The organism is Clostridium taeniosporum (genome assembly GCF_001735765.2).
GTDB lineage: Bacteria > Bacillota > Clostridia > Clostridiales > Clostridiaceae > Clostridium > Clostridium taeniosporum.
On the sequence record NZ_CP017253.2, the window covers coordinates 3,149,723 to 3,174,518 of the forward strand.

Sequence of the window (24,796 nt, forward strand, 5' to 3'; positions counted from 1 at the left end):
AAAATTCGGTCTATATTTAGTAAAGTATTAATATATGCATAGATAAATTTAGATAAAATAATTAAACTTAAAAATATTAAATAAAAAATATATAATAAAAAATTATAAACTTTTAGTTACTTATTTAAAAATTTCAAAAAAGTTTATTTAAGAATTTTATGATTTAAATAAAAAGTAAGGGGGCTTATATATGTTATCAATAATAGTAGCTATTGCTGAAAATAATGTTATTGGAAATGATAATAAATTAATATGGCATATTTCTGAAGATTTAAAAAGATTTAAAGAGATTACAAGTGGAAAAACTATTTTAATGGGTAGAAAAACTTTTCAATCTCTTCCTGGAATATTACCTAACAGAAAACATGTTATATTAACTAGAGATAAAAATTTTAACATTGATTCTAATTCTGTGGAAATATTACATAATTTCGATGAACTATTAAATAAATATAGTAAATCTGATGAAGAAGTATTTGTAATAGGTGGTGGAGAAATCTATAAACAACTATTACCTCATGCTAATAAATTATATCTAACAAAGATTTATAAAGAATTTGATGGTGATACATATTTCCCACAAATAAATTATAATGAATTTAAAATCGATTATGAATCAGATATTAAAATTAATGATAAAAACCAATTAAAATACAAATTTATAAATCTAAGCAAAATAAATTAAATAACGCTTTTTTAGTTAAAAGTGAATATTAAAAAGATAAGAAAATGAGGGTATTTAAAAATAAATACCCTCATTTTCTTATCCTATTGATTTGTCCTATATTGTTAATCCTATTGAAGAATAACCTAATTTAAGTCGAAAAAAAATCCTTCATTCTTAGTGAAGGTTTATGTATATAAACCGTGCACCTCGCTTCGATAAAAATTTCCTATACGTTACCTCTGCAGTTAGCTCAGACCAGATTGATCCACGGCACATGCAGTGTGCACTTATCGCTGCTTCCTTCCGGATCTGACGAGGTTCATACGCTTTCATTGCGTGGGACCCAGTCATCAACACCACTTACAAAGGTCAGACTATAAAAAATCAATACCTCTACGAGGAATTAAATCCTGCTATAGCGGATTGCAGGTTACAGGGCACCGCTAACTCCCCATCTAGCACGGAATGGTGGTATGAAGAGGATTCGAACCTCAATAACATTTTTTCTTAATGAAAAAACTATGCCTCCATTAGGCATCAAACCATATAATCACTATGCTTTTTTGATACTTTTATATAATAGCATATAAAATTTATAAATACAAGACTATAGTAACAATATACTTTTGTAAATTCATACGTTTTTATGAATTTATTTTAGATTTTTCCTTTAATGTAAATAACTAAAACTTAAAATAACATTTTTAATACTATACTTGCTTTTAAATTTTCAATAACTATTAAAATATATCTATTTTTAATTTATAATATCATATATATTTTTTTCATTCAACCTTTTCATTCTAATATGATTTATTATATATCACCATAATTTATATTTTTAATAACACCATAATAAAAAAAATTGCTAAGCAACCATGGAGTGTCGATTTTTTTTAGCTATGTACCCTTTCCAAATGTAGTACAGGAATAATGATACGGTATATAATTATTTTTTTATCCTTTATGGATACTCATAATATCTTTAAAATTCAGTATTTTATAAGTTATCTACATATTCTTTAGTAATATAATTTTATAAGAACTAAAAAAAATCTCTCTCTACAAAAAGTAGAAAGAGATTTTTTGGCGGAGAAAAGGGGATTTGAACCCCTGATAGAGCTCGCACCCTATACACGCTTTCCAGGCGTGCTCCTTCAACCACTCGGACATTTCTCCAAAGGTATAATGCTTTTTTATAATATCATATAAAAAAAGCTAATTCAACTGAATATTTTGGTTACTTATTTTTAATTTTTCTAATATAAATAATAAAACAAATCCCAAAAATTATTCCTACTATACTTATTAGTTGGGCAACTCTCATTCCTCCAAACATCAAACTGTCAGTTCTAAGTCCCTCAACAAAAAATCTACCTATAGAATATAAAATAATATAACTAGAAATAACTACTCCATTATTATTTTCTTTCTTCTTATAAAGTATAATAATTAAAATAGTACATATTATCAAATTCCAAACAGATTCATATAAAAATGTTGGATGATAATATGTTCCATTAATGTACATTCCTTTTTGTATGAATTGTGGAAATTTACTTATAAATTCATAAGTTACTTCTCCTCCATGTGCTTCGCTATTCATAAAGTTACCCCATCTACCAATAGCCTGAGCTAATATTATAGATGGCGCTACCACATCTAAATAAGCTAAAAAATTTATTTTTTTACTTTAGCATAAATAAATGCTGCTATTATTCCACCTATTAATCCACCATGTATAGCTAATCCACCTTGTCTTATATTAAATATATCTATTAAATTATCTTTATAATTTTCAAACTCAAATAAAACATAATATAATCTTGCTCCAATAATAGCAGCTGGAAAAGCTACAAGAAATCCATCACTTAAAATATCAAAGCTTAGATTTTTCTTATTACAATTATGATAAGCTAGTATTAATCCAAAAAAGACTCCCATCAAAATAATTACTGCATACCATCTAATATCAAAATTTCCTATTTTGAAAGCTACTGGATTCATAAATATCTCACTCCTTTTCATTTGTATCTTATATTATTAATTTAAAATTAACCAAACTTTTTATCATACTTAGAGCTTATAACCTTATAAATAACATTGCTTAAAGTTATTCCTAATATACATCCTACTAACACATCTGATGGATAATGAACATATAAATACATTCTTGAAAATCCTATAAGTGCTGCTAATATAAATGCACCAATACCCATCTTTTTATTTGCTATATAAACAATAGTCGCTGCTGCAAATGAAGACATAGTATGTCCAGATGGAAAAGAAAAACTTGTAGGTGCCTTTATAAGCAATTCTATATTTTCAATAGAATTAAAAGGTCTCATTCTGCCAACTAAAGGTTTTATAATTCCATCGCCAATTAGTGCTCCAATACATAATGTACATAACATTATGAAACCATATTTTCTGTATTTTTCGCTACATATAAATGCTATTCCTATAACTATCCATATAAATCCCATATTTCCCAAAGAAGTTATTATCGGAATTATCTTGTCCATAAATGAAGTATGTAAATTATTCTGTATAAACTCCAAAATTTTATTATCAAACATTTGAATATACTGCATTAAATTCCTCCAAAATAATAGTTTTTTTATAATATATATTGTAAATAAAAATTATTATAACAATTACTATTTAAATTTATTTTTATTATTTTCTCTTTTTAATCTAAAAAATTCTATAAGTAAATTAGAACATTCCTCATCATATAACCAATTAACATTAACAAAAGACTCTAATCTTCTATTATGTATGAGATTTATCACAGATCCACAAGCTCCCATATCTTTATTAAAAGTTCCTATACATAACTTAGATATTCTGCTTTGAATTATGGCACTGGTACACATAGAGCATGGTTCTAAAGTAACATACATCTCTGTTCCATTTAATCTCCAATCGCCTAAAATTTTAGATGCTTTTCTTATAGCTAAAATTTCAGCATGAGCTGTTACATCTTTTAATGTCTCTTTCAAATTATGTGCTTTTGATATAATAACTCCGTTTTTCACTATAACTGCACCTATTGGGATTTCACCTTTTGACATTGCCACCCTAGCCTCTTCCTTAGCAATATCTAAAAAATTCATATTTCTTTCCTCCATCAAAGTTTCTGTAAAACTAAATATTATATTTTCTACACTTATATTTTAATAACTTTATATTTAAAATTCTCTAAAAAATTTTTTTCCTTAACTCTTAACTTTCAACTATCAATTCTTAACTTACCTGTCATCTATAATATTAACTATTATTTGCTAATAAATATATACAAATAATGATTAAGAGACTGCTGATTATTCTAGCAGTCTCTTATAATTATTCATTTTCTGTTTCTCTCTCTGGTTCTATCTCTATAAATATTCTAACTTTTTTAATTCTATTCTTATCTATATTTTCTACGACAAATCTTATATTATCGCATTTAATTTCTTCATTTTCTTCTGGCATTCTTCCAAGCTCTCCAATAATAAATCCTCCAACAGAATCAAACTCATCAGATTCCATATCAATACCTATTAAATCTCCAACATCATGAAGTCTTACACTACCATCTACTATATATTCATTATCTTTAATAACTTCTATACTTGTATTAACTTCATCATACTCATCTTCTATATCTCCGACAATCTCTTCTACCAAATCTTCTATAGTAACTATTCCAACAGTACCACCATATTCGTCTAATACAACTGCTATATGATTTCTTGTTTTTTTCATCTCTTTAAATAATTCTAAAATCTTTTTAAATTCAAAAGTATAAAAAGGTTCTCTTATATATTGTGACATATTAAAATTTTGTCTAGGATTTTCAATCATTAATAAATCCTTAACATTTAATATACCAATAACATCATCTATAGTTTGATTATAAATAGGTATTCTTGAAAATTGCTCTTCTTTTATAATTTTTAAAACATCTTCATAAGTTGACTCTGAGTCTAATGCAGTAACATCTACTCTTTGAACCATTACATCTTTTACTTGGAGATCTGCAAAATCAAATACATTGAAGATCATTTCTTTTTCAACGTCTTCTAATACCCCTTCTTCTTCACTTACATCTACCATAGTTTTTAATTCTTCCTCAGTAATAAAAGGTTCTGTAGCTTTAGGATTCCCTCCTAAAATTCTTATAAAAAATGATGATATTGCTGTAAATATATATACAAAGGGCTTAAATATAATCACTGTTAACTTTATAGGTTTACTAACTTTTAAAGCAACCGATTCTGATTTTTGCTTAGCAATGGATTTAGGTGTTATCTCACCAAAAATTAATACTAATACAGTCATAACCCCTGTAGCAACTCCTACACCACCTGCACCAAATATATTTGTTGCAAGCATAGTAGCAAGACCTGACGCTGCAATATTTACTATATTATTTCCTATTAATATGGCTCCTAATAACTTATTAGGATCTTCTGTAAGCTTATCTACTAACTTAGCTCCTGGTACACCTTCTTCCACCATATGCCTTAATCTAATTTTATTTACTGACATTAGTGCTGTCTCTGACATTGAAAAAAATCCTGATAACATAAGTAAAATTACTAATGTTGTTATCTCCCACGTATAACTAGGGTCCAAAAAAAATCACTCTCCTAATTGTTTTAATAATTATATTTTACTCAACATTATATCATAATATTATAAAAAGTAATATCTTGGATTAATATAAAAAACATCAGCTAATTTATAATACTGATGTTTTTAGTTGATTTTTTAATAATATCGATATCTAGCATTCTTAAAGTAACTTTATTAGTCCTTAAATCTTTATACTAGATATCAATCTATTATTAATATAAATTTATTATTTTAAATCTTTTAATGTAGGCATTGATGATATTGCTCCATAATTAGTACATGTTATTGCTCCTACTTTATTAGCAAATTTAATTATATTTTTCCATTGTTCAAAATCTATATTCTTCTTATCTTTAATTTCTGAAACTTGCTTTAACACAGCACCTACAAATGAATCTCCTGCTCCTGTTGAATCTACTTGTTTAATTTTTATTGAAGGTATTACTTCGTTTTCACCAAGTACACTTAAGTAAGTTCCTTTTGAACCTAAAGTAATAGTTACTACTTTAACTCCTAATTCATGTAATTTTTTAACTCCTTTTTCTAAATCCTTTTCTTTTGTTATTAATGTTAATTCTTCATCACTTAATTTAGTAAAATCACTCTTCTTTAAAAATTCTATGCAGTCTTTTACAAATAACTCTAATTTATCATCAGTTATTAATGCGTCTCTGTAATTAGGATCAAATGATATGTATATATTCTTAGACTTAGCATAATCTAATAATTTATAATAAGTATTTTTTAATTCACCATCTAAAAATCCAGTTGCTGATCCAAAATGTACTATGTCATTCTCTTTTATTTCTGATATATCAATATTATCAAATGAATATTCACCATCACTACCTCTTAAAAAGTCAAAATTACGTTCACCGTTTTCATCTATTCCAACTAACGCAATTGTAGTACTTCCTTTTTCAACTGTCATATCTGTATTTATATTTAACTCTTTTAATAATTCAACTAAATATTTACCAAAGAAATCATCTCCAACTTGTCCTAAAAAGTATGAATTTCCTTCTAATTTACTTATACTAGCTGCAACGTTTGCCGGTGCTCCACCTGCTTTTTTCTCAAATTTTTCTCCATATTTTAATCCTTTGTTATCAACACATACCATGTCTATTAAAAGTTCGCCAATACAAAAAACATTACTACTCATATACTACACTCCTTAAATTTCATACATTTAATTTATTAATACTCTATCTATATTATCACATTTTTTCTATATTTAACTGTAATTTTATTTCTTCACTTAAAATTAATTTTATAATATATGTATTTTAATAAATTTTTTACATATGTGTTAGTATGATGACAGTCATAGATTAGATTTTGTTGAAGTTTATTAATTGTAACTTATATAAATCAAATTCCTTATCTCTGACTTCTATATCTTTATTTTCTCTTAAAAGTTTTAATTTCTTTTTATTATAAAACCAACAAAAAGGAATTTTTTCATCAACTCTTAATTATCCATTGTCAATTCTAAACGTACCTATATTCTTAATTAATATTTGCTTATATTCTTAATTAATATTTACTTATATTCTTAATTAATATTTACTTAAACTAGATTTTATCAAGCTTTTAAGTTTTAAGAATTCTATAATTTTCTGTAAAATAAAAGTCATATCACTTAAATGACATGACTTTTGATTTACATATTATTTTTAATATAAATATTAACTAATTTCTCTATTTCGTTATTTAATGCTAATTGAACTATTTTCCCATTATTTAACTCAAAGTTATATTTATTAAGACCTTCAATATTAGTTGTATAAAATTTCTTTATTCTTGAATTATTTTCTTTATTAGATTCTGATAAATATAAATGTGTTACCGAATGTTTGTCCATCTTTAAAACAACTTTTCTCTTACTCATATTAAATATTTTTGTTATAGTTAACGTTCCATCAAAAAATTCATATTCATAATCAACATACATACACATGCTTGTCAAAAATAAAACCACTGATAATAAAATTAATGATATCGCTATTAGTAATGATAAAAAAATTATGAATAATGATAATATAAATAACACTAGTGAAATCTTTTTCACAACCTGGCTACTTTTTTGTGATCTATCTGAAGGAATAAATTGTTCAGCAAAAATCTCCATGCAATATACTTCCTCTCTTTGTATTATAACTTATACTTTTAATAATTACTTAATTTGTATAACATGAATTTAGTTTACATATATATATTTTAATTGAATTTACTAAAAAATGCATTATAAAATTTAATATTTTTACATTTTTGTTAAACTGCACAAAAATAAATACATAATTATCCATAGACCTTCCAACAATATAATTTCCTAAAGAATAAAAAAGGCTTAACCATTACAGTTAAGCCATTATCCATATAAATATGGTATCCCCAGTAGGAATCGAACCTACATCTGTCCCTTAGGAGGGGACTGTTCTATCCATTTAACTATGAGGACTTAAATTATTAAATTATATTATAAATTTTATTATAGTTATTATCTATTGTCAAGTAATGCTATTTATTCAAGGCATCTCCACAACGCTCATCTAAAATATCATCTTTTATTGATGTTAATATTTTAATATAAAGATGAATCTACTTTTTACAATCCTTAAGCGAGAGTCAAAAAACAAATATCTAAATTATATATATTGAGATATGGAATATATAAAGTGACATTGTAATTAGACTTTGAGAATTGTTAATTAGTATTGTTACATTTATTGCTTATCTCAATTTTATATTAGGAGTAAGCTAAAATGGAACTATGCTCATTTTAGCATTCCTAAGTCCAATTACTGAGTCCACTTTGCTTATACATATCTCAACATGCTTATTTAAGTTTTTTACTAAGTTCTAAATAGCTATCTTCTACTTCTTCTAATGGTAAATTACCTTTTATTAGTTCTTCTTCTGATTTATGTTTTAATTTATTATAAAATTCTAATCCCATTTCTATAATATTCTTATCATTATTAGTTTTATCTATAATATAAAATAATATATCCTCTGCTTTATCTAACTTATTCATCAATTCATAGAACTTAAAGATTTGCATATCACTTTCTAATGGAATATCATATTGTCTTAAATTATTTATTAAGGTTTCTATGTCTTTAATATATTTATCAGTATTTAATTCTTCTTCATCATATATTTCATAAAAAGCTTCTAATGACTTTAAATAATAATTTAGCATCTTTGTTTCATCATTATCTTTTAAACATATTTTTCCTTGTAGTTGTAATAATTCACCTAATGCAATATATTTTCCTAAATTATATGATGCATCTCTACTAATTATTTCTCTAACACTATTAAATGATAATGTATCAATAGCATTTATATCTAACCCAACTAGATTTTTAAGCTGATTATTTACTGAATTTTTAGCCTTTTCTATCTCGCCATTTATTAAATCCTTATCTACTTCTTCTTTTATTAAATCTAAGCTATTTTCCATCTCTTTCATATAATCATTTTTAAACATATTCTCTCACTTCCCAATACCTAATATTCAAATTTAAATACCTTATTAACTTTCTTTCTTACTACATCAACTATTTTAGTGATTAATGGAGCTGATAATACTATTATTGCTAATGATATTACCCAATGTCTTAATTTTAACTTTTCTAATGTAAAAATTATTCTTCCTATTGGTGTAATAAATGCAAGTACAACTATTCCAAACATCAAAATTACCAAGCAAAACTTAAAAGTAGTTAAGGGTCTTGATACTTTTAATAAAATAATCATACTAACTCCTGCAAACATAAGTAGTGCTAATGTTCTACTATAGTCTATTGAAGCTCCTATATAAAATGCACTCATAAATGTTAATGTTGTAAATAAAGCCAAAAATATACCATTTGGAATACTTACAGTTAAAATTCTATGTAAAAATCCTTTCTTTACTCCACCTCGATTAGGAAGTAAAGCTAAAAAGAATGCCGGAATTCCAATAGCACAACTTCCCACTAATGACATTTGTATTGGTAAAACTGGGAATGGTAAAAATAACAATGAAAAAACCAATGCTAATATTATAGAATATACTGTCTTAGATAAAAATAATTCAGCTACTCTTTCTAAATTATTAATTTGCTTTCTTCCTTCTTCAACAACTTTAGGTAATGCTGAAAAATCTGATTTTAATAATACTAGCTGGGCTACTGCTTTAGTTGCATCTGATCCATTGGCCATAGCTATTCCACAATCTGATTCTTTTAACGCAAGAACATCATTTACTCCATCACCAGTCATGGCAACAGTATGATCTAAAGCTTGAAGTGATTTTACTATTCTCTTCTTTTGATGAGGTGTTACTCTTCCAAAAACAGTATTATTTTTAATCATCTCATTGAATTTTTCTTCATTTTCAGGAAGAGTTCTAGCATCTATTACATTTTCCCATCCTTTTACTCCTGCCTTTCTAGCAACAGTTGAAACAGTAAGTGGATTATCACCTGATATTATCTTTACTTCTACATCTTGCTTATCAAAATATTCTAATACAGCTGGTGCTTGTTCTCTAATTATATCTTCTATTAGTATTAATGCTACTGCTTGAATTTCTCCTGTTAATTTATAGTTAAGTTTATTGTTTCTAACTTTAGCTAATAATAATACTCTTCTTCCTTTTGCAGCTTCATCTTCTACTAATGATTTAATTTCACTATATTCTTTATTTAATATAATTTCTGGTGCTCCCATTACCCAAGTACCTAATTCTTCAAAAGTAGCACCACCCCATTTTCTTTTAGATGAAAATACTATTTTATCTGTACATTTTATTTCAGTATTGAAATCTTTATATCTTTCTACTATAGCCTTTTGAGTTGCATTATTACTTGGTAAATTATATGTAAGCGCTGATAATACTTTATCTATTTCTTGTGATTTAATATTGCTAATATTTTTTATGTCAACTAACTTTAAATTTCCTTCTGTCAATGTTCCTGTTTTATCTAAACATAATACATCAACTCTTGCTAACACTTCTGTTGAACACAATTCTTGAACTAGTGTGTCATATTTAGCTAATTTTACTATTGCAACTATAAATGTAGCACTTGTTAAAAGAACTAATCCTTCAGGAACCATTCCTATAATTCCAGCAACCGTTCCTATAGATGCTTGTTGCCATGTTACATTGTTTAGCATAAGTTGAGTTACTGTAAGCAAAATAGATAAAGGTATTATTATCCAAATTATTACTTTAAATATTTTATTTATTGATTTTTGTAACTCTGAATTTATTAACTTAAACTTTTTAGCTTCTTCTGCAAGTTTAGATGCATATGTTTCCTTTCCTACACTGGTTACTTTAGCATATGCTTCTCCCGCTACAACAAAGCTTCCTGAAAACAATTTATCATTACTGTATTTTATTATAGAATCTGATTCTCCAGTTAGCATAGATTCATCAACCTCTAGTTCCTCTGATGAAATAACTTCACAATCAGCTAATATCTGTGAACCTGTATCTAAATATAATATGTCATCTAATACTATTTTCTCTAAAGATATTTTTTTTATCTCTCCATTTCTTAAAACGTTAGCATATGCCTCACTTATAACAGATAATTTTTCTAATGTTTTTTTTGCTTTCAATTCTTGTACTATACCAATTAAAGTATTAACTAATATAACACCTGCAAATATTGAATTTTTAGGTGATCCAGCTATTATAACTACTATTGCTAATATAATATTTATAGCATTGAAACTAGTAAATAAATTAGCTCTAATTATCTGCCATAATGTTCTTGAAGGGGCTTTAGGAACATAGTTAACTTTTCCCTCTGATATTCTTTTAGCCACTTCCTCATCACTAAGACCTATAATATCATTGTTTTTCTCTAGTACATTTATACTCATTTAATCCTCCTATCTTTTTTATTTATAGTAATATTTTATAAACTAACAATACTTTATACCTTAATTATATACTTTTTTGTATTATTTTCCTTTAATTTTATATTAAAATAATTTTAAATATATCTTGTTATTTTAAATATATCTTTCTATAAGTTTTAAAAATATTATTTAAGGATACAATTAAATTATATACTTATTGTATTAAAATTATATACTTATGTTTTAAGTATTTGTTGCTATCTTTTAAATAATTCATTTTTATAATATACTATATTATGTAGTAATTAAATTTAAGGATGTGTAAAAATGATAAGAACCATAATATTTTTTATAATTATTGTTTTTAGTTTATTATTGGTATCTACGCATACATTTAAAATTAAATCTTTAGAGAAAAAAGGAAAATTAGAAGAAAAAAATAAACTTATTCATAAAGTTACTTCTAATTGGGCAAAATTTATAATGAAAGCTTCCGGTGCTAAAATTAATGTAATAGGTTTGGAAAATATTCCTAAGGATGAGACCATACTATTTATATCTAATCATCAAAGTAATTTTGATATTCCACTATTGATGAGTTCTATCGATGTACCAAAAGGATTTATTGCAAAAAAAGAATTAGAGACAGTTCCTTTTATTAGTACATGGATGAAACATATAAATTGCGTATTCATTGATAGAAAAAATTTAAGAAAATCTGCTGAAGCAATAGTTCAAGGAATTAAAATACTTAAATCTGGCTATTCAATGGTTATATTCCCTGAAGGAACTAGAAGTAAAGGAAAAGATATTGGAGATTTTAAATCAGGTAGTTTTAAATTAGCTTTAAAATCAAAGTGTGTTATAGTTCCCCTAACTATTAATGGAACATATAAGTTATTAGAAGAAACTAATAGAATAAAACCTTCTGATATAGAACTTATAATCCATAAACCAATTTATACAAAAAATTTAACAAAGGAAGAACAAGAAAAACTTCCTAATACGGTTAGAACTATAATATGTAGTAGATATAAAAGTAATTAATAATCATAATTACAAATTCTCAATACTTTCAAAATTTGTAATTTTTTTAGATTTGACATTATATAAACTACTCTGTTAAACTTATTTTATTTGGCTTATGTAAATTAAGTAATATTAAAGTAACTAATTTTAGATAAAAGAAACGAGGATATTTAATGAACGATAACAAATTTTATTCTTTAGGTCTTAAAGACACAATTGTAAAAGCAATCGAAGATTTAGGATTTAAAAGCCCTTCTCAAATCCAAGAAGAAAGCATACCTGTAACGTTAGAAGGTTTTGACTTAATTGGTCAAGCACAAACTGGTACAGGAAAAACTGCTGCGTATGGTTGTCCTATACTTAGCAGATTAAATGATACGAACGGAATTAAAGCACTTATTTTAGCTCCAACAAGAGAGCTTGCTGTACAAGTAAATGAAGAGTTTAAAAAACTTTCAAAATATGAAAAAATAAATGTATTACCTGTTTATGGTGGGGAATCTATAGATAGACAAATTAAAGCATTAAGAAGAGATAATATTGATATTGTTGTTGGAACTCCTGGAAGAGTTCTAGATCTTACAAAAAGAAAAATACTTAAATTAGATAAGATAGAATTCTTAGTATTAGATGAAGCTGATGAAATGCTTAATATGGGATTCATTGATGATATTGAAACTATAATAAGTAATACACCAGAAGAAAGACAAACTTTATTATTTTCTGCTACAATGCCTGGTCCAATAGCTAAATTAGCTAAAAATTATATGAAACCAGATGCAAAACACGTTGCAATAAAAAGAAGTTCTCTTACAGTTTCTAAAATAGAACAAAATTATTTTATGATTAATAACAAACATAGACTTGAAGCACTTTGTAGATTATTAGATTTAGATAACCCTTCTTCTGCTATAATCTTCTGTAGAACTAAAAGAGGTGTTGATGAGTTAGTTCAAGAACTTCAAGCTAAAGGTTATGTAGTTGAGGGTATGCATGGTGATATGTCTCAAGTTCACAGATTAACTACTTTAAAGAAATTTAAAGAAGGTTCATTGAATTTACTTATAGCAACTGATGTAGCTGCTAGAGGTATAGATGTTGATGGTATTACCCATGTAATAAATTATGATTTACCACAAGACGTAGAATCATACGTTCATAGAATCGGAAGAACTGGTAGAGCAAATAGAACTGGTACAGCTTATTCTTTAGTAACTCCAAAGGAAATGAGTATGCTTAAACAAATTCAAAGAGTAACTAAGAGTACAATAAAAGAAAAACCTGTTCCAACCGCTAAAGAAATACATAATAGAAAATTTAATAATATTGTTAATGAAATTAGAGAAACTATTGATGGTGGAGATTTTGAAAAATTCATTCCAAGTGCTATAGAACTAAATGAAGCTTATGATCCTGTTTCTATAATAGCATCTTTAATGAAAATAAAATTTGAAAGTGAAAGCATATTTGAATATAATACTGATAGCTTAGATGCACCAAGTGCAAAAAGTGATGTACGTTTATTCTTCTCTGTTGGAAAAAGAGATGGCTTAACTCCAAAAATATTAATAAATTATATTAAAGATAAGAGCAGAATAAGACCTGCTGCTATAGGTAAGATAGATCTTATGGATAACTTCTCATTTGTAACTATAGATTCAGATGTTTCTTCTAAAGTTTTAGATAAATGTATCGGTGGAAAAATTAATAGAAAAAAAGTTAATGTTGAAATAGCTAATAAAAGAAAATAACATTTAAAACTTTGTAAAAATTAGGGGAGATTCTATCTTCCCTAATTTTTATTTTCTATATAATTTTTAACATCTATTATTTTTGAATTTTTATTTAGTGCATATTTTTTAGGCATACATATTCTAAGCATGCCATTTTCTAATATTTTCATAATTTTGCTTTCATCTACAGATTCTATATTTTTAAATACTTTCTTATAATTTTTCCTCATTCTATAATTTGAAGAAAACATTCCTATATGTTGTGCTTCTTTTTCTATCTTATTTAAGTTTATAGATATTACTCCAGGATTATATTGTATACTGGTTTGTCTTAAATCAACCCCCTCTAATTCAATAGTTAATATATATATATCCTCATATTCTTCTAATCGTATAAACTCAGCTTTATCTTCTTCTTTTTCTTGTGGTTCTTCATTATTTTCTTCTTCATGCTCATTATATTCATTACTAAATTCATTCATTAAACTTGATAAATCTATATCATTAAAAAATGAACTTATCATATTTCCTAAATTATCTATATTTATACTACTCCAAAAATTAAATGGAAACATTCTAAACATAAATTTACTCCTTAATAATTGCTTTAATTTATATTATTAAAAATAATTTTAAATGTTAAAATTATTATTTTTATAGTATTAAGGAGTTAGATTTTGTTTTTTTACTAAGTTTACTTTATTTACTTCTATATTAATGTATCCTATTTTTACTATTTAATACTTTCCTAAAAAATTCTATATCATTTATTGTTTGACTTCTTAATGATTCATCTAAGCCCCCTCTCCCCAATCTATCACATAACGAAACTAACACTATATCATCTATATTAACATCTCTTAAAATTCCTTCTATATCTTGAAATTTAGTATTTTTAATAACAAATAAACTTTGCATATGCCATCTTATTAATCTTGCCACATACTCCACAAATTCTTCGTTTTCATTAAAATAATCAAAAAATGATTTAACCATTTTTGCACCTACTTTATCATGATCATAAGAAGTTAATCTTCCTTTTCTCATTTTAGTAGTAGGCTTTTTACCTATGTCATGTAATAATAACGTCCACATAAATATTTTTTTATCACTACTAAGCTCTCGTCTTTTAGCCCCTTCATCAACTACCATCATAGTATGTATAAATACGCTTCCCTCTGGGTGATACTTTGGGTTCTGAGATACTTCATTCAAGTCTTTAATCATTGATAATGGATATTTATCAAATTTTCCTTCATGTAAGGCTTTGCTTAAAAACAAAGATGGTTTTTCATCATTAAGTAAATGCTTTTCTATATCTAAAAATATTCTTTTCTCTTCCATTTCACTATTCTCCTAATTAAAATATATAACTAAAATTAGTATTCCAAAAAAGCATTTTTATTATTATTTTAATTTAAAATAAATTAATACACATTCAAATAAATAACTAATCAATATGCTATTTTATGAACTACTTCTTCCTTTGAACTACTAATAGCACAACTATTAGTAGAACCCAAGTCATTGTATTTCACAAAATATCAGTGGTATCTTTCACTTGTTATTTATTTTCATATACCTAAAGTATCTTTAAGCTCTCTATTATAAGTTGTTTTATTTCATCAAATTTATTAGGCATTTCTCCATCTTTCCCTATTAATTGTAACAAATTTATCATATCTCTTAATTTCGATATCTTATACCAATCCTTCGTTAATTTTACTGTAGAATAATTATTGTATTCTTTTTCAAATATATCTAACAAATTTTTATTAAAATATTTATAATATCTAAAAAATTGTCCTATATCAGCTATTGCATGTCCAGCCATTGTAAATTCCCAATCTATTATACCAACTAGACTATCATTATTGATTAATATATTAGTTCCTTGAAAATCTCCATGAACTAATGAAATATCTTTATCTAAATCCACTAATACATCTTTATAGTCTTTAGCTATATTAAGTATTTTTTCTATTATATCTTTACCAAGTCTCTTATAACAATTATCATTAATAAATAATTCATACCATCTATATGTTGGAGAAAATACTTTTTTTGTATTTAAATTACAGTCCAAATCACCTAATTCATTAAATTTATAATTATGTATGAATGCTAAACTTTTCGCTACTTCCCTAACTAATTTTTCATTAATACAATATCCATTTCTTAAAGCTTGTGATAATGTTTTTCCATCTATATATTCATATATTCCAAAAGTTCTATTATTTATAATATTACTATTACATATAATATAAATATTTTGAACTGAAATATCATTTTTAAGTATACTTAATAGATTTTTCTCTCTTTCATAATGGTAATCATACTCTGGAAATATTTTAAGCATATACTTATTATTTTTATTAGTTTTTATTATATAATTACTGCTTCTACACCCTTCGTTAATAGGTTTTATACTCTCTACCCTCTCACTTAATAAAGTCTTCTTAAAAAGCTTATTTGCTATATTTAAATCTATACTAAAGAAAGGCAAAGTCCTTTCCCAATTGTATTCCATAAAATATCCTCCATATTTAACTTATATTTATTATTTACTTTTCAAATATCATTTCTTCATAGCATACTTTACACTATCTTTATTTATAAAACTTTTTTCTTTAAACTATTAAATGATTTTACCTTATAGATTATTATTTTATATACTATTTAAAATATAATACTAGATTTAATTATAATAGAAAAAGAGATTTAAAGAAAAATTTTCTTTAAATCTCTTTTCTAATTATTGCTATTACATATTAATTAAATTATCTTACTTCAAAAGATTCACAATCTGTACATTGTACTTGTCTTGGATTTGATTCATGTGTACCAATACTAATTTCATTTAATGTACAATAATTTTGTGACCCATTATGATGTCTACATGCTGAAACAGAACATTTTATACTTGAATTTTTTTCCATTCTCCTCACTCCTCTTATAATTTGTTACAAGAGTATTATGTGCCTTTTATATCTCTTTATACTTCTATTAAATTTTAAATTGCTGATAATTATTTAATCTATGATAGTGCATTTTTACTTGAATAATTTTACAGTTGAATAACCAAATAGATTTCTAAGCTATTTTTAATGTTTTAAAAATTTCGTCTAACGGCTTTCCGTTAGCGGCAGCCTTATAGATATATATAATTTTAGATTTTTCTAAATCTTTCTTAGCACAGTTATATCCAGTATTAAAGTGGTATGAGCTATTAGAATACAATTTACAATAGGTATAATTTATTATCATTATTGTAAGATATCTGTTGATGCTCTTTTCACTTCTTACTTGATATCCATTAAGACCTAAATAAGATTTACAATCTCTAAAAAATGGCTCAATCGCCCATCGGTCAGTATATTGAGTTAAGATATCTAAAGGATTTAGTGATGTATCTAAAGAAATAAATGTTTTTAATGCTCCTTCTTTTTGAAATGAATCTTTAGGGTAGCTAAGAACAATTGAAACATTTTTTCTATCTTTTAAATCACCAACATAGTTGTAAATATAGTATTGTTTATCTTTAACGGTGACAAGGTTAAAATCATCTATATTTAAAGTTGTTGCAAATTTGTGAAGTTTGATTCCTAATCTTTTATGTCCTTCGGGATAAATAACTCTATTAGTTTTTAAAGCTCCTATATAGCTGTAACCAGCTTTTATGGAACTATTAAAAATAGCTTTACAACTATACCAGCTATCGCACAAAACATAACCTTTATTTTCAGGTTTAGGTAGTGATTCAACTAAATTTTGAGTTAATTCTATTTTACTCATAGAATCTTTATCATAGATATCTATTGAGTAAGGAAGTACTAACCCATCACAAGAAAGCAATGAAACTAAAATTTGATGACCATATACTGTTTTACCTTTTAAATGAGAATTATGAAATGAACACTTTTCAATAATATTTTTAGCCTTTGACGAGGGCTTAGTTTTCTCTGAAATAGTGTCATCAATAATAAAATATATAGGTTTTTTAGTTTCTTTTGATTTATTCCATATTAGTTGTAAAACTAGGGACTTCAATGATTTGCTTAAAAGTGTTTCATTCCAAGTACTCTTTGATAAAAATCTTGTGATACTTGTTCGATGCGTATGCGAAGCAAGCTCCGCTATATCAGACACTTTACCATTGTAACCTCTTGAAATCATTGCATTCATGATACTTTCTAGATGATTTAATTGTGGCTTAGTTAGATATAAATCAAAATTTAGTTGTTTAAAAAAATTGTGTATTGATAGTTCATCTGATATAATTGTGTTCTGAAACATTTATGTATAGCTCCTTGCTGTCGTTGTTGTGTGGGAACTCAATTATAACAAGGATTTATCATAAATGTTTTTTTATTTTATTCAGTTGTAAAATTATTCAAGCATTTTTGCACTATTATAGTTTAATGTATATTTTGGTAAATTTACACATATAAAATTTCTAGTAATATAATATTTAGTGTTAAAACTATTTTAATTTAGGAGTTGATGAAATTGTCAGGTAATATTTTAAATTATTATGCTTCTGCCAACACTTCAAAAGGATTTCGTAATTTATTTTCATCTAATTTAAATAACTTAGATAAAATATATATTCTAAAAGGTGGGCCTGGCTGTGGAAAATCTACACTTATAAGATTTATTGGAGACAAATGGTGTAATAAAGGTTATGACATAGAATTTATTCACTGTTCTTCTGATAATGATTCTCTCGATGGAGTAATAATACCAAAAATTAAATTAGCAATAGTTGATGGTACTGCTCCTCATGTTATAGAACCAACCGCTCCTGGAGCTATTGAAGAGTATGTAAATTTAGGTGTAGCTTGGGATACTAAAAAATTAAAAAACTATACAAGAGATATTTTAAAAATAAAAAATCATATTTCATTTTGTTACGATAATGCATATAAGCTATTTGAAAAAGCCCTTGTAATACATGATGATTGGGAAAAAATATACATTGAAAATATGGATTTTGAAAAAGCAAATAAACTAACAGAAAATGTTATAAATAAACTTGTAGAAAATAATAAATTCAATAAAACTGCTATAGTAAAAGATAGATTCTTAGGAGGCTCTACACCTAAAGGTCCAGTTAATTTTGTTGAAAATTTGACCAAAAACGTTTCTAACAGATATTTTATAAAAGGAAGACCTGGCTCTGGAAAATCCACTTTATTAAAAAAATTAGTTAAAGAATGTATAGTACGAGGAATTGATGCCGAAGTTTATCACTGTGGATTTGATCCTGATAGTTTGGATATGGTAATAATGAGAGAATTAGATGTTTGTATTTTTGATTCAACTGCCCCTCATGAATATTTTCCTGTTAACGAAAAGGATTATATAATAGACATGTATTCAGAATTAATCACTCCAGGTACTGATGAAAAATATGCTAATAATTTATCCATTATTCAAACTAAATATAAAGAAACAGTTTCAAAAGGTACTTTATATTTGGCAAAAGCTAAATCTTATCATGATGATCTAGAAAAGATTTATGTAAATGTAACAGATTTTAATAAAATAAATGAGATAAGAGAAAACTTAATAGAATTAATAAAAACATTTGAATAAAACTAAGGCATATTTAAATAAATAATTAGTCAGTATTCCCATTTGTTTTGTAAACTACTCCTTCCTTAGGTTCTACTAATAGCACAACTACTAGCATAACCTAAGTTATTGTATTTCACAAAATATCAGTCACATATTTCACTTGTTATTTCTTTTTATATGCCTAATATCTTCTAATAAATATTTAAACTAAAAAACTTTTAAACTATTTATTAATTTTAATTATTAAAAAAGGACTGTAGTAATGAATATTCTTCATTATTTCAGTCCTTTTTAATATATTCTAATTTATATATTTATTAAAATTAAAAATTATTATATCTAAATCTAGTTTACAAAAGTAGCTATATTTTTTATGTATCTACTTGCTACTGTTATAGCTTCTCTCTTAGTATCATATATGCTTTCTTCACCAATTAAAGCTGCAATTCCCATATTTCCAAGAACATTTCTTGGTTGCTCTTGAATATGTGTAATTAAAAGTTTTATCTTATTTTTTTTACACTGTTTAAGTAATTTCTTTAATGCATCTATTGCCGAAGCATCTATTGCATAACTATGTCTCATGTCTAATATAAGAACTTCTGCTGTTGGTTTTACAGAATTAACTTTAAATAAAAAGTCTTGTACTATTCCAAAGAATAACGGTCCATCAACTTGGTATACTAATATCTTTCCATCTGCTTCTTTTAGCATATCTAAAACTTCTTTATCAAAAACCTCTTCATCTACTAAATCTCTAATAGCAGTTGTTTCACATACCCTCTTCATAAATAAGAACATAGCCATAAGCATACCAAATCCAATTGCTACTACCAGGTCAAACACTATAGTAAAAAAGAAAGTTACAACTAATACAATAACATCACTCTTAGGAGCCTTTAATAATGACTTAAATGCTCTCCATTCACTCATATTATAAGATACAACAGCTAATATTGCTGCAAGAGATGTCATTGGTATTAATTTAGCCACAGGCATTAAAATTAACATTATAGCTAATAATGTTATAGCATGTACAATTCCTGCAATTGGACTTTTTCCACTATTTTTAACATTTGCTGCTGTTCTTGCTATAGCACCTGTTGCTGGTATTCCCCCAAATAGACCTGATACAATATTACCAACACCTTGTGCAACAAGTTCCATATTAGAATCATGAGTGTCTCCAATCATTCCATCAGATACTACAGCTGATAATAACGACTCTAATCCTGCTAATATCGCAATTGTCATTGCTGGAGCAAACAATTGATTTATTGTACTTATACTTAATTTAGGTAATATTGGCATAGGTATTGATGATGTTAATGTGCCAAATCTATCTCCTATAGTCTCTACTGGTAATTTAAATATCATTACTAATAAAGTAGAAACAATTAGTGCAACTAATGAGCCTGGTATTGTTTTATTAACTTTTGGCCATAAAACAATAATAAGTATACATAAAATTCCTATTAATAATGTATAAATATTTAATGTATTCATATGTAAAAAATAACTTTGCCATTTTTGAATAAATTCTGCTGGAACATTATCTATTCTTAAACCAAAAAAATCTTTTACTTGAGTAGATAATAAGGTTATTGCTATCCCGCTAGTAAAACCTACAGTTATCGTTTGAGGTATGTATTTAATTACTGTTCCAAACTTTAATAGTCCCATTATAACTAAAATAATTCCAGCCATTATTGTTGCAGTAATTAAACCATCTAATCCATATTGTTGAATAATAGAATAAATTATAATTACAAAAGCTCCAGTTGGTCCTCCAATCTGTACTTTACTTCCACCTAGAAGTGAAATTACAAACCCTGCAAAAATAGCAGTAATAAGTCCTTTTTCAGGAGATACCCCTGATGATATTGCTAATGCTATTGATAAAGGTAACGCTATTATAGCAACTATAATTCCAGATATAATATCTTTTGCTATCTGATTTTTAGTAATTTCTTTTCCCTTTATCATTGTAAGTAGTTTAGGTAACATTATTTATATCTCCCCTTATCCCTATTGTTTAAAATTATATTTTTAATTAAATTTTACGTTCTAATCAAAAATAAAAGTTATGTCAAAATTAGACGCAACCCTTTTATATTACTCCTAAACATTTCAACAGTCAAAAGTATTTTAATAACTTGACTTGTGCACTAAATTCATCAATTTTACCAAATGGCTTAAAATCAAGGTTTATTAAATATTAAAGAATAAATTTTAGATATACTCTACTCAATCTTTTATACAAATTTAGTTTATTATTTTAATATAACTAGTTAAAGTCTATTTAATTCTAAAATTTATGCTTAAAAATAATAGAATGTTGGCTTTTTAGAATATATGTCCAAATCGCTGCACAAATCTAGTTAATAATTAAATATAAATACGTATTAAAAATAAATATTAGAAAAAAACAAAATTAAAGAGATTTGAAATCTCTCTAATTTTATTTAAAATCACCCTCAATTTTTCACTTATTACTTATTGCTAAATTTCCTAGCCCCTATATAATAGTTATTTATAAAAATAACATATTATCTAATTTTTCTTTGAGTTTATCAGTTATATTAGTTAGTGGTAATCTAACTTCATCAGAATCAATTAATCCTATCTTTTTTAAACAGTATTTTAATGGAGTTGGATTAGGTTCTTGAAATAATAATGGTATAAACTTTGAAATATCACTCCATATTTTTAATGCTTCTTTATGATTATTATTTTGTATATAATCATATATTTTTATAAAACTTTCTGTATTTAAACTTGCAGATGCTAAAATTCCACCATCTCCACCAAGTGCTAATGTTGTATAAAAAAGAGCATCTTCTCCTGTTAATATTGAAAAATTATCATTTGGTCTATTTAATAATAATTCAGAAGTTTGATTTATATTTCCCGAACAATCTTTTATCCCAATGATATTTTTTAGCTCTGCTAATTTATATATAGTCTCATTTTCTATATTAACTCCAGTTCTATAAGGAATATTATACATTAATATATTCATATCTGTTGATTCTGATATACTTTTAAAATGTTCATAAATACCTCTTTGGTTTGGTCTAGAATAATATGGTGCTACTGATAATATTCCATTTACCTTATTATCTTCTGCTATCTTTAATTTTTTTATTACATCTAAAGTATTATTTCCTCCAAGTCCTACATATACTTTTGTTCTACCATTATTATATTCCATTGTTTTTGATAGTACTTCATTATATTCAAAAGATGATATTGTTGAACTCTCCCCAGTAGTTCCTAATGGAATTATTCCATCTACGCCTTTTTCTATATAATAATCCACTAATTTTTTATAGCAAACAAAATCAACACAATTATCTTTAAATGGTGTTACAAGTGGTATTATTACGCCTTTTATTTTCACAAATAGCCCCCCTAAAAATACAAACATATTTTCACTAATTTTAACTGTTATTTAGTTATTCAATTTTGTATTTATTTTTCATAGCGTTTTACACTATTAAATATTAATATAAGAAAACCCGCTATAGAATTACTATAACGGGTAGAGTTCGATTGCTAAAGCTTATAAAGATATTGCTATTATAAAGAAATATTAATAATATCTCATTACATCCTTGTAGCTCTCCACTTACGTGACAGTTATACATATATTTTATGCATACCCAGAAATAAATTTTTGCTTGATTCATTTCTTCGGCCATTATACCTTTCCTTATTAATCAACATCTGCCGACTCCTAATAAGTACTCTTTATAAACAGCTCCTCTACCTTAGGTTTTCCCTATTCATTTTGCTCATTATATCATTTTTAAACATTACTGTAAAGTACTTACAAGATATATTTTATATAATAGTTATCTTTTTTGTTTATAAAATTTAAATCCATATCTATATATTTAACTTTAATTAAAAAATATAAATTAATTTACTTGACTTACATATTAAATTCTAATATTTTACCACATTATTTAAAATGAAGATTTATTAAATATAGAAAATAAATTATATATATCATATTTAATTTTTTATATAAATTTCATTTACTTTCCATATATAAGAATTTAAATTTATACAATTCTAAAATGTATACTTGAAAATAATAAAATATTAACCTTTTGTTACATATATCCATATAACTGTATAAGTCTAATTATATTTTTTTAATCAACTAGGCAATTGCTCAACTAAAATTTTTTATTTTAAAAAATAAATCATATATAATATATTTAATTTTTCCTACTTATTGTTATAAATATACATACCATCTATAATTATATTATCTTAAATAATAAGTTATAAAGGAGAAAAATTTTATGGAATCTATAACTATGCTTGGTACTGGTTCTGCTATGGTAACTAAATGTTATAATACCTGCTTTACCATATCAAAAGATAATGAACATTTTCTTATAGATGCTGGTGGCGGAAATACTATATTATCAAATCTTGAAAAAGTTAATATAAAAATAAATCAAATTCATAATATGTTTATATCGCATAATCATAATGACCATATTCTAGGAAGCATATGGATTATTCGTGCAGTTGCTAATGGAATTATAAATAACAAATATGAAGGTATCTTTAATATTTATTGCAACAAAAAATCTATTGAAGCTATAAAATCTATTTGTTCTTATGTTCTTCAAAATAAATTTCTAAAATTATTTGATGATAAAATAATTTTTAATGAAATTGAAAATAATACCCAAGTTGATATATTAGGACGAAAAACAATATTCTTTGATATACATAGTACTAAAGAATTACAATTTGGTTTTAAAACCTACTTAAACACTGGAAAAGTATTAACTTTCTTAGGAGATGAACCATATAGAGAAAATGTAAAAGATTTTTGTAAAAATGTAGATTATTTACTTCATGAAGCATTTTGTTTATATTCTCAAAAGGATATATTTAAACCATATGAAAAACATCATGCAACTGTAAAAGATGCATGTAAAAATGCCAAAATGTTAAATGTACAAAATATTATACTATATCATACCGAAGATAAAAATTTATTACATAGAAAAGATCTATATGTTAATGAAGGTAAAAAAGAATTTGATGGCAACATATATGTTCCAGATGATTTAGATGTAATAAACCTATAAATAAAATATTTGTTACATAATCATAAACGATTAAAACCATGCATTTAACAAAACTCACCTTTTTATTAATGCATGGTTTTTATTCATAAAAATTTATAAATATTAGTTTTAGCCACATTCCTTTTATTTTCTTATTATATTCAGTCAATTATAATTATTAAACGTAAATA

The 24,796-nt window shown here is 25.4% G+C and carries 19 protein-coding genes, 2 tRNA genes, 1 other RNA gene, 1 pseudogene and 1 riboswitch; of the genes and pseudogenes, 5 read left to right on the forward strand and 18 right to left on the reverse strand.

The annotated features are described in order from the left end of the window. The first annotated feature begins 190 nt into the window (after positions 1 to 190). Positions 191 to 685, forward strand: a complete 495-nt coding sequence (locus BGI42_RS14160; protein WP_069680908.1) for a dihydrofolate reductase — start codon at positions 191 to 193, stop codon at positions 683 to 685. A 180-nt stretch (positions 686 to 865) separates the two neighbouring features. On the opposite strand, the gene ffs is transcribed toward BGI42_RS14160, so the two are convergent. The 11 genes and pseudogenes from ffs to BGI42_RS14215 form a co-directional block, all read right to left on the reverse strand. Continuing rightward, an RNA gene (gene ffs, locus BGI42_RS14165) (signal recognition particle sRNA large type) lies at positions 866 to 1,131 on the reverse strand. 623 nt (positions 1,132 to 1,754) lie between these two features. Beyond that, a tRNA-Ser gene (locus tag BGI42_RS14170) sits at positions 1,755 to 1,846 on the reverse strand. Positions 1,847 to 1,907: 61 nt separating this feature from the next. Further along, positions 1,908 to 2,674 (reverse strand): annotated as a pseudogene (gene lgt / locus BGI42_RS14175) (prolipoprotein diacylglyceryl transferase). A gap of 47 nt (positions 2,675 to 2,721) precedes the next feature. Continuing rightward, the gene (locus tag BGI42_RS14180; RefSeq protein WP_069680910.1) at positions 2,722 to 3,261 is read right to left on the reverse strand and encodes a phosphatase PAP2 family protein; all 540 of its coding nucleotides are present in this window, start codon (positions 3,259 to 3,261) and stop codon (positions 2,722 to 2,724) included. 66 nt (positions 3,262 to 3,327) lie between these two features. Further along, positions 3,328 to 3,786: a nucleoside deaminase gene (locus tag BGI42_RS14185; RefSeq protein ID WP_069680911.1), complete on the reverse strand. Its 459-nt coding sequence runs from the start codon at positions 3,784 to 3,786 to the stop codon at positions 3,328 to 3,330. Between the two features lie 229 nt (positions 3,787 to 4,015). Next, positions 4,016 to 5,293 carry an HlyC/CorC family transporter gene (locus tag BGI42_RS14190; RefSeq protein WP_069680912.1) on the reverse strand — a complete coding sequence of 426 codons (1,278 nt, stop codon included), beginning with the start codon at positions 5,291 to 5,293 and terminating at the stop codon, positions 4,016 to 4,018. 226 nt (positions 5,294 to 5,519) lie between these two features. Continuing rightward, entirely contained in the window at positions 5,520 to 6,458 is a 939-nt protein-coding gene (locus tag BGI42_RS14195) for a carbohydrate kinase family protein (protein ID WP_069680913.1), read from the reverse strand. A gap of 501 nt (positions 6,459 to 6,959) precedes the next feature. Continuing rightward, positions 6,960 to 7,427 (reverse strand): hypothetical protein, encoded by a 468-nt coding sequence (locus tag BGI42_RS14200; RefSeq protein ID WP_069680914.1) that lies wholly within the window; start codon positions 7,425 to 7,427, stop codon positions 6,960 to 6,962. A 255-nt stretch (positions 7,428 to 7,682) separates the two neighbouring features. Continuing rightward, positions 7,683 to 7,757, reverse strand: a tRNA-Arg gene (locus tag BGI42_RS14205). Between the two features lie 378 nt (positions 7,758 to 8,135). Next, positions 8,136 to 8,792, reverse strand: coding sequence for a DUF6483 family protein (locus tag BGI42_RS14210; RefSeq protein ID WP_069680915.1), 657 nt, complete (start codon positions 8,790 to 8,792; stop codon positions 8,136 to 8,138). Between the two features lie 20 nt (positions 8,793 to 8,812). Further along, positions 8,813 to 11,185 (reverse strand): HAD-IC family P-type ATPase, encoded by a 2,373-nt coding sequence (locus BGI42_RS14215; RefSeq protein WP_069680916.1) that lies wholly within the window; start codon positions 11,183 to 11,185, stop codon positions 8,813 to 8,815. A 306-nt stretch (positions 11,186 to 11,491) separates the two neighbouring features. Between BGI42_RS14215 and BGI42_RS14220 the strand changes: the two genes are divergently transcribed. Both BGI42_RS14220 and BGI42_RS14225 read left to right on the forward strand, forming a co-directional pair. Then, positions 11,492 to 12,211 carry a lysophospholipid acyltransferase family protein gene (locus tag BGI42_RS14220; protein WP_069680917.1) on the forward strand — a complete coding sequence of 240 codons (720 nt, stop codon included), beginning with the start codon at positions 11,492 to 11,494 and terminating at the stop codon, positions 12,209 to 12,211. Positions 12,212 to 12,366: 155 nt separating this feature from the next. Then, positions 12,367 to 13,944: a DEAD/DEAH box helicase gene (locus tag BGI42_RS14225; RefSeq protein ID WP_069680918.1), complete on the forward strand. Its 1,578-nt coding sequence runs from the start codon at positions 12,367 to 12,369 to the stop codon at positions 13,942 to 13,944. Between the two features lie 41 nt (positions 13,945 to 13,985). Here BGI42_RS14225 and BGI42_RS14230 read toward each other — a convergent pair whose 3' ends face one another. From BGI42_RS14230 to BGI42_RS14250, 5 genes are all read right to left on the reverse strand, one after another. Then, positions 13,986 to 14,510: an Hsp20/alpha crystallin family protein gene (locus BGI42_RS14230; RefSeq protein ID WP_069680919.1), complete on the reverse strand. Its 525-nt coding sequence runs from the start codon at positions 14,508 to 14,510 to the stop codon at positions 13,986 to 13,988. 130 nt (positions 14,511 to 14,640) lie between these two features. Continuing rightward, positions 14,641 to 15,270, reverse strand: a complete 630-nt coding sequence (locus BGI42_RS14235) for an HDIG domain-containing metalloprotein (protein ID WP_069680920.1) — start codon at positions 15,268 to 15,270, stop codon at positions 14,641 to 14,643. A gap of 238 nt (positions 15,271 to 15,508) precedes the next feature. Further along, the gene (locus tag BGI42_RS14240; protein WP_069680921.1) at positions 15,509 to 16,456 is read right to left on the reverse strand and encodes an aminoglycoside phosphotransferase family protein; all 948 of its coding nucleotides are present in this window, start codon (positions 16,454 to 16,456) and stop codon (positions 15,509 to 15,511) included. Positions 16,457 to 16,706: 250 nt separating this feature from the next. Then, complete coding sequence (locus tag BGI42_RS14245; RefSeq protein WP_069680922.1) at positions 16,707 to 16,865, reverse strand: DUF1540 domain-containing protein; 159 nt, start codon at positions 16,863 to 16,865, stop codon at positions 16,707 to 16,709. A 154-nt stretch (positions 16,866 to 17,019) separates the two neighbouring features. Further along, positions 17,020 to 18,222, reverse strand: coding sequence for an IS701 family transposase (locus BGI42_RS14250; protein ID WP_069678787.1), 1,203 nt, complete (start codon positions 18,220 to 18,222; stop codon positions 17,020 to 17,022). Positions 18,223 to 18,429: 207 nt separating this feature from the next. Between BGI42_RS14250 and BGI42_RS14255 the strand changes: the two genes are divergently transcribed. After that, positions 18,430 to 19,524 carry a PRK06851 family protein gene (locus BGI42_RS14255; protein ID WP_476695893.1) on the forward strand — a complete coding sequence of 365 codons (1,095 nt, stop codon included), beginning with the start codon at positions 18,430 to 18,432 and terminating at the stop codon, positions 19,522 to 19,524. Positions 19,525 to 19,851: 327 nt separating this feature from the next. Here BGI42_RS14255 and BGI42_RS14260 read toward each other — a convergent pair whose 3' ends face one another. Then, positions 19,852 to 21,513: a SulP family inorganic anion transporter gene (locus BGI42_RS14260; RefSeq protein ID WP_069680924.1), complete on the reverse strand. Its 1,662-nt coding sequence runs from the start codon at positions 21,511 to 21,513 to the stop codon at positions 19,852 to 19,854. Positions 21,514 to 22,039: 526 nt separating this feature from the next. After that, positions 22,040 to 22,909 carry a 4-hydroxy-tetrahydrodipicolinate synthase gene (dapA, locus tag BGI42_RS14265; protein WP_069680925.1) on the reverse strand — a complete coding sequence of 290 codons (870 nt, stop codon included), beginning with the start codon at positions 22,907 to 22,909 and terminating at the stop codon, positions 22,040 to 22,042. 209 nt (positions 22,910 to 23,118) lie between these two features. Further along, a riboswitch (Lysine riboswitch) is annotated at positions 23,119 to 23,285 on the reverse strand. 537 nt (positions 23,286 to 23,822) lie between these two features. Between dapA and BGI42_RS14275 the strand changes: the two genes are divergently transcribed. Beyond that, entirely contained in the window at positions 23,823 to 24,626 is an 804-nt protein-coding gene (locus BGI42_RS14275) for an MBL fold metallo-hydrolase (RefSeq protein ID WP_069680926.1), read from the forward strand. Positions 24,627 to 24,796: the final 170 nt, after the last annotated feature.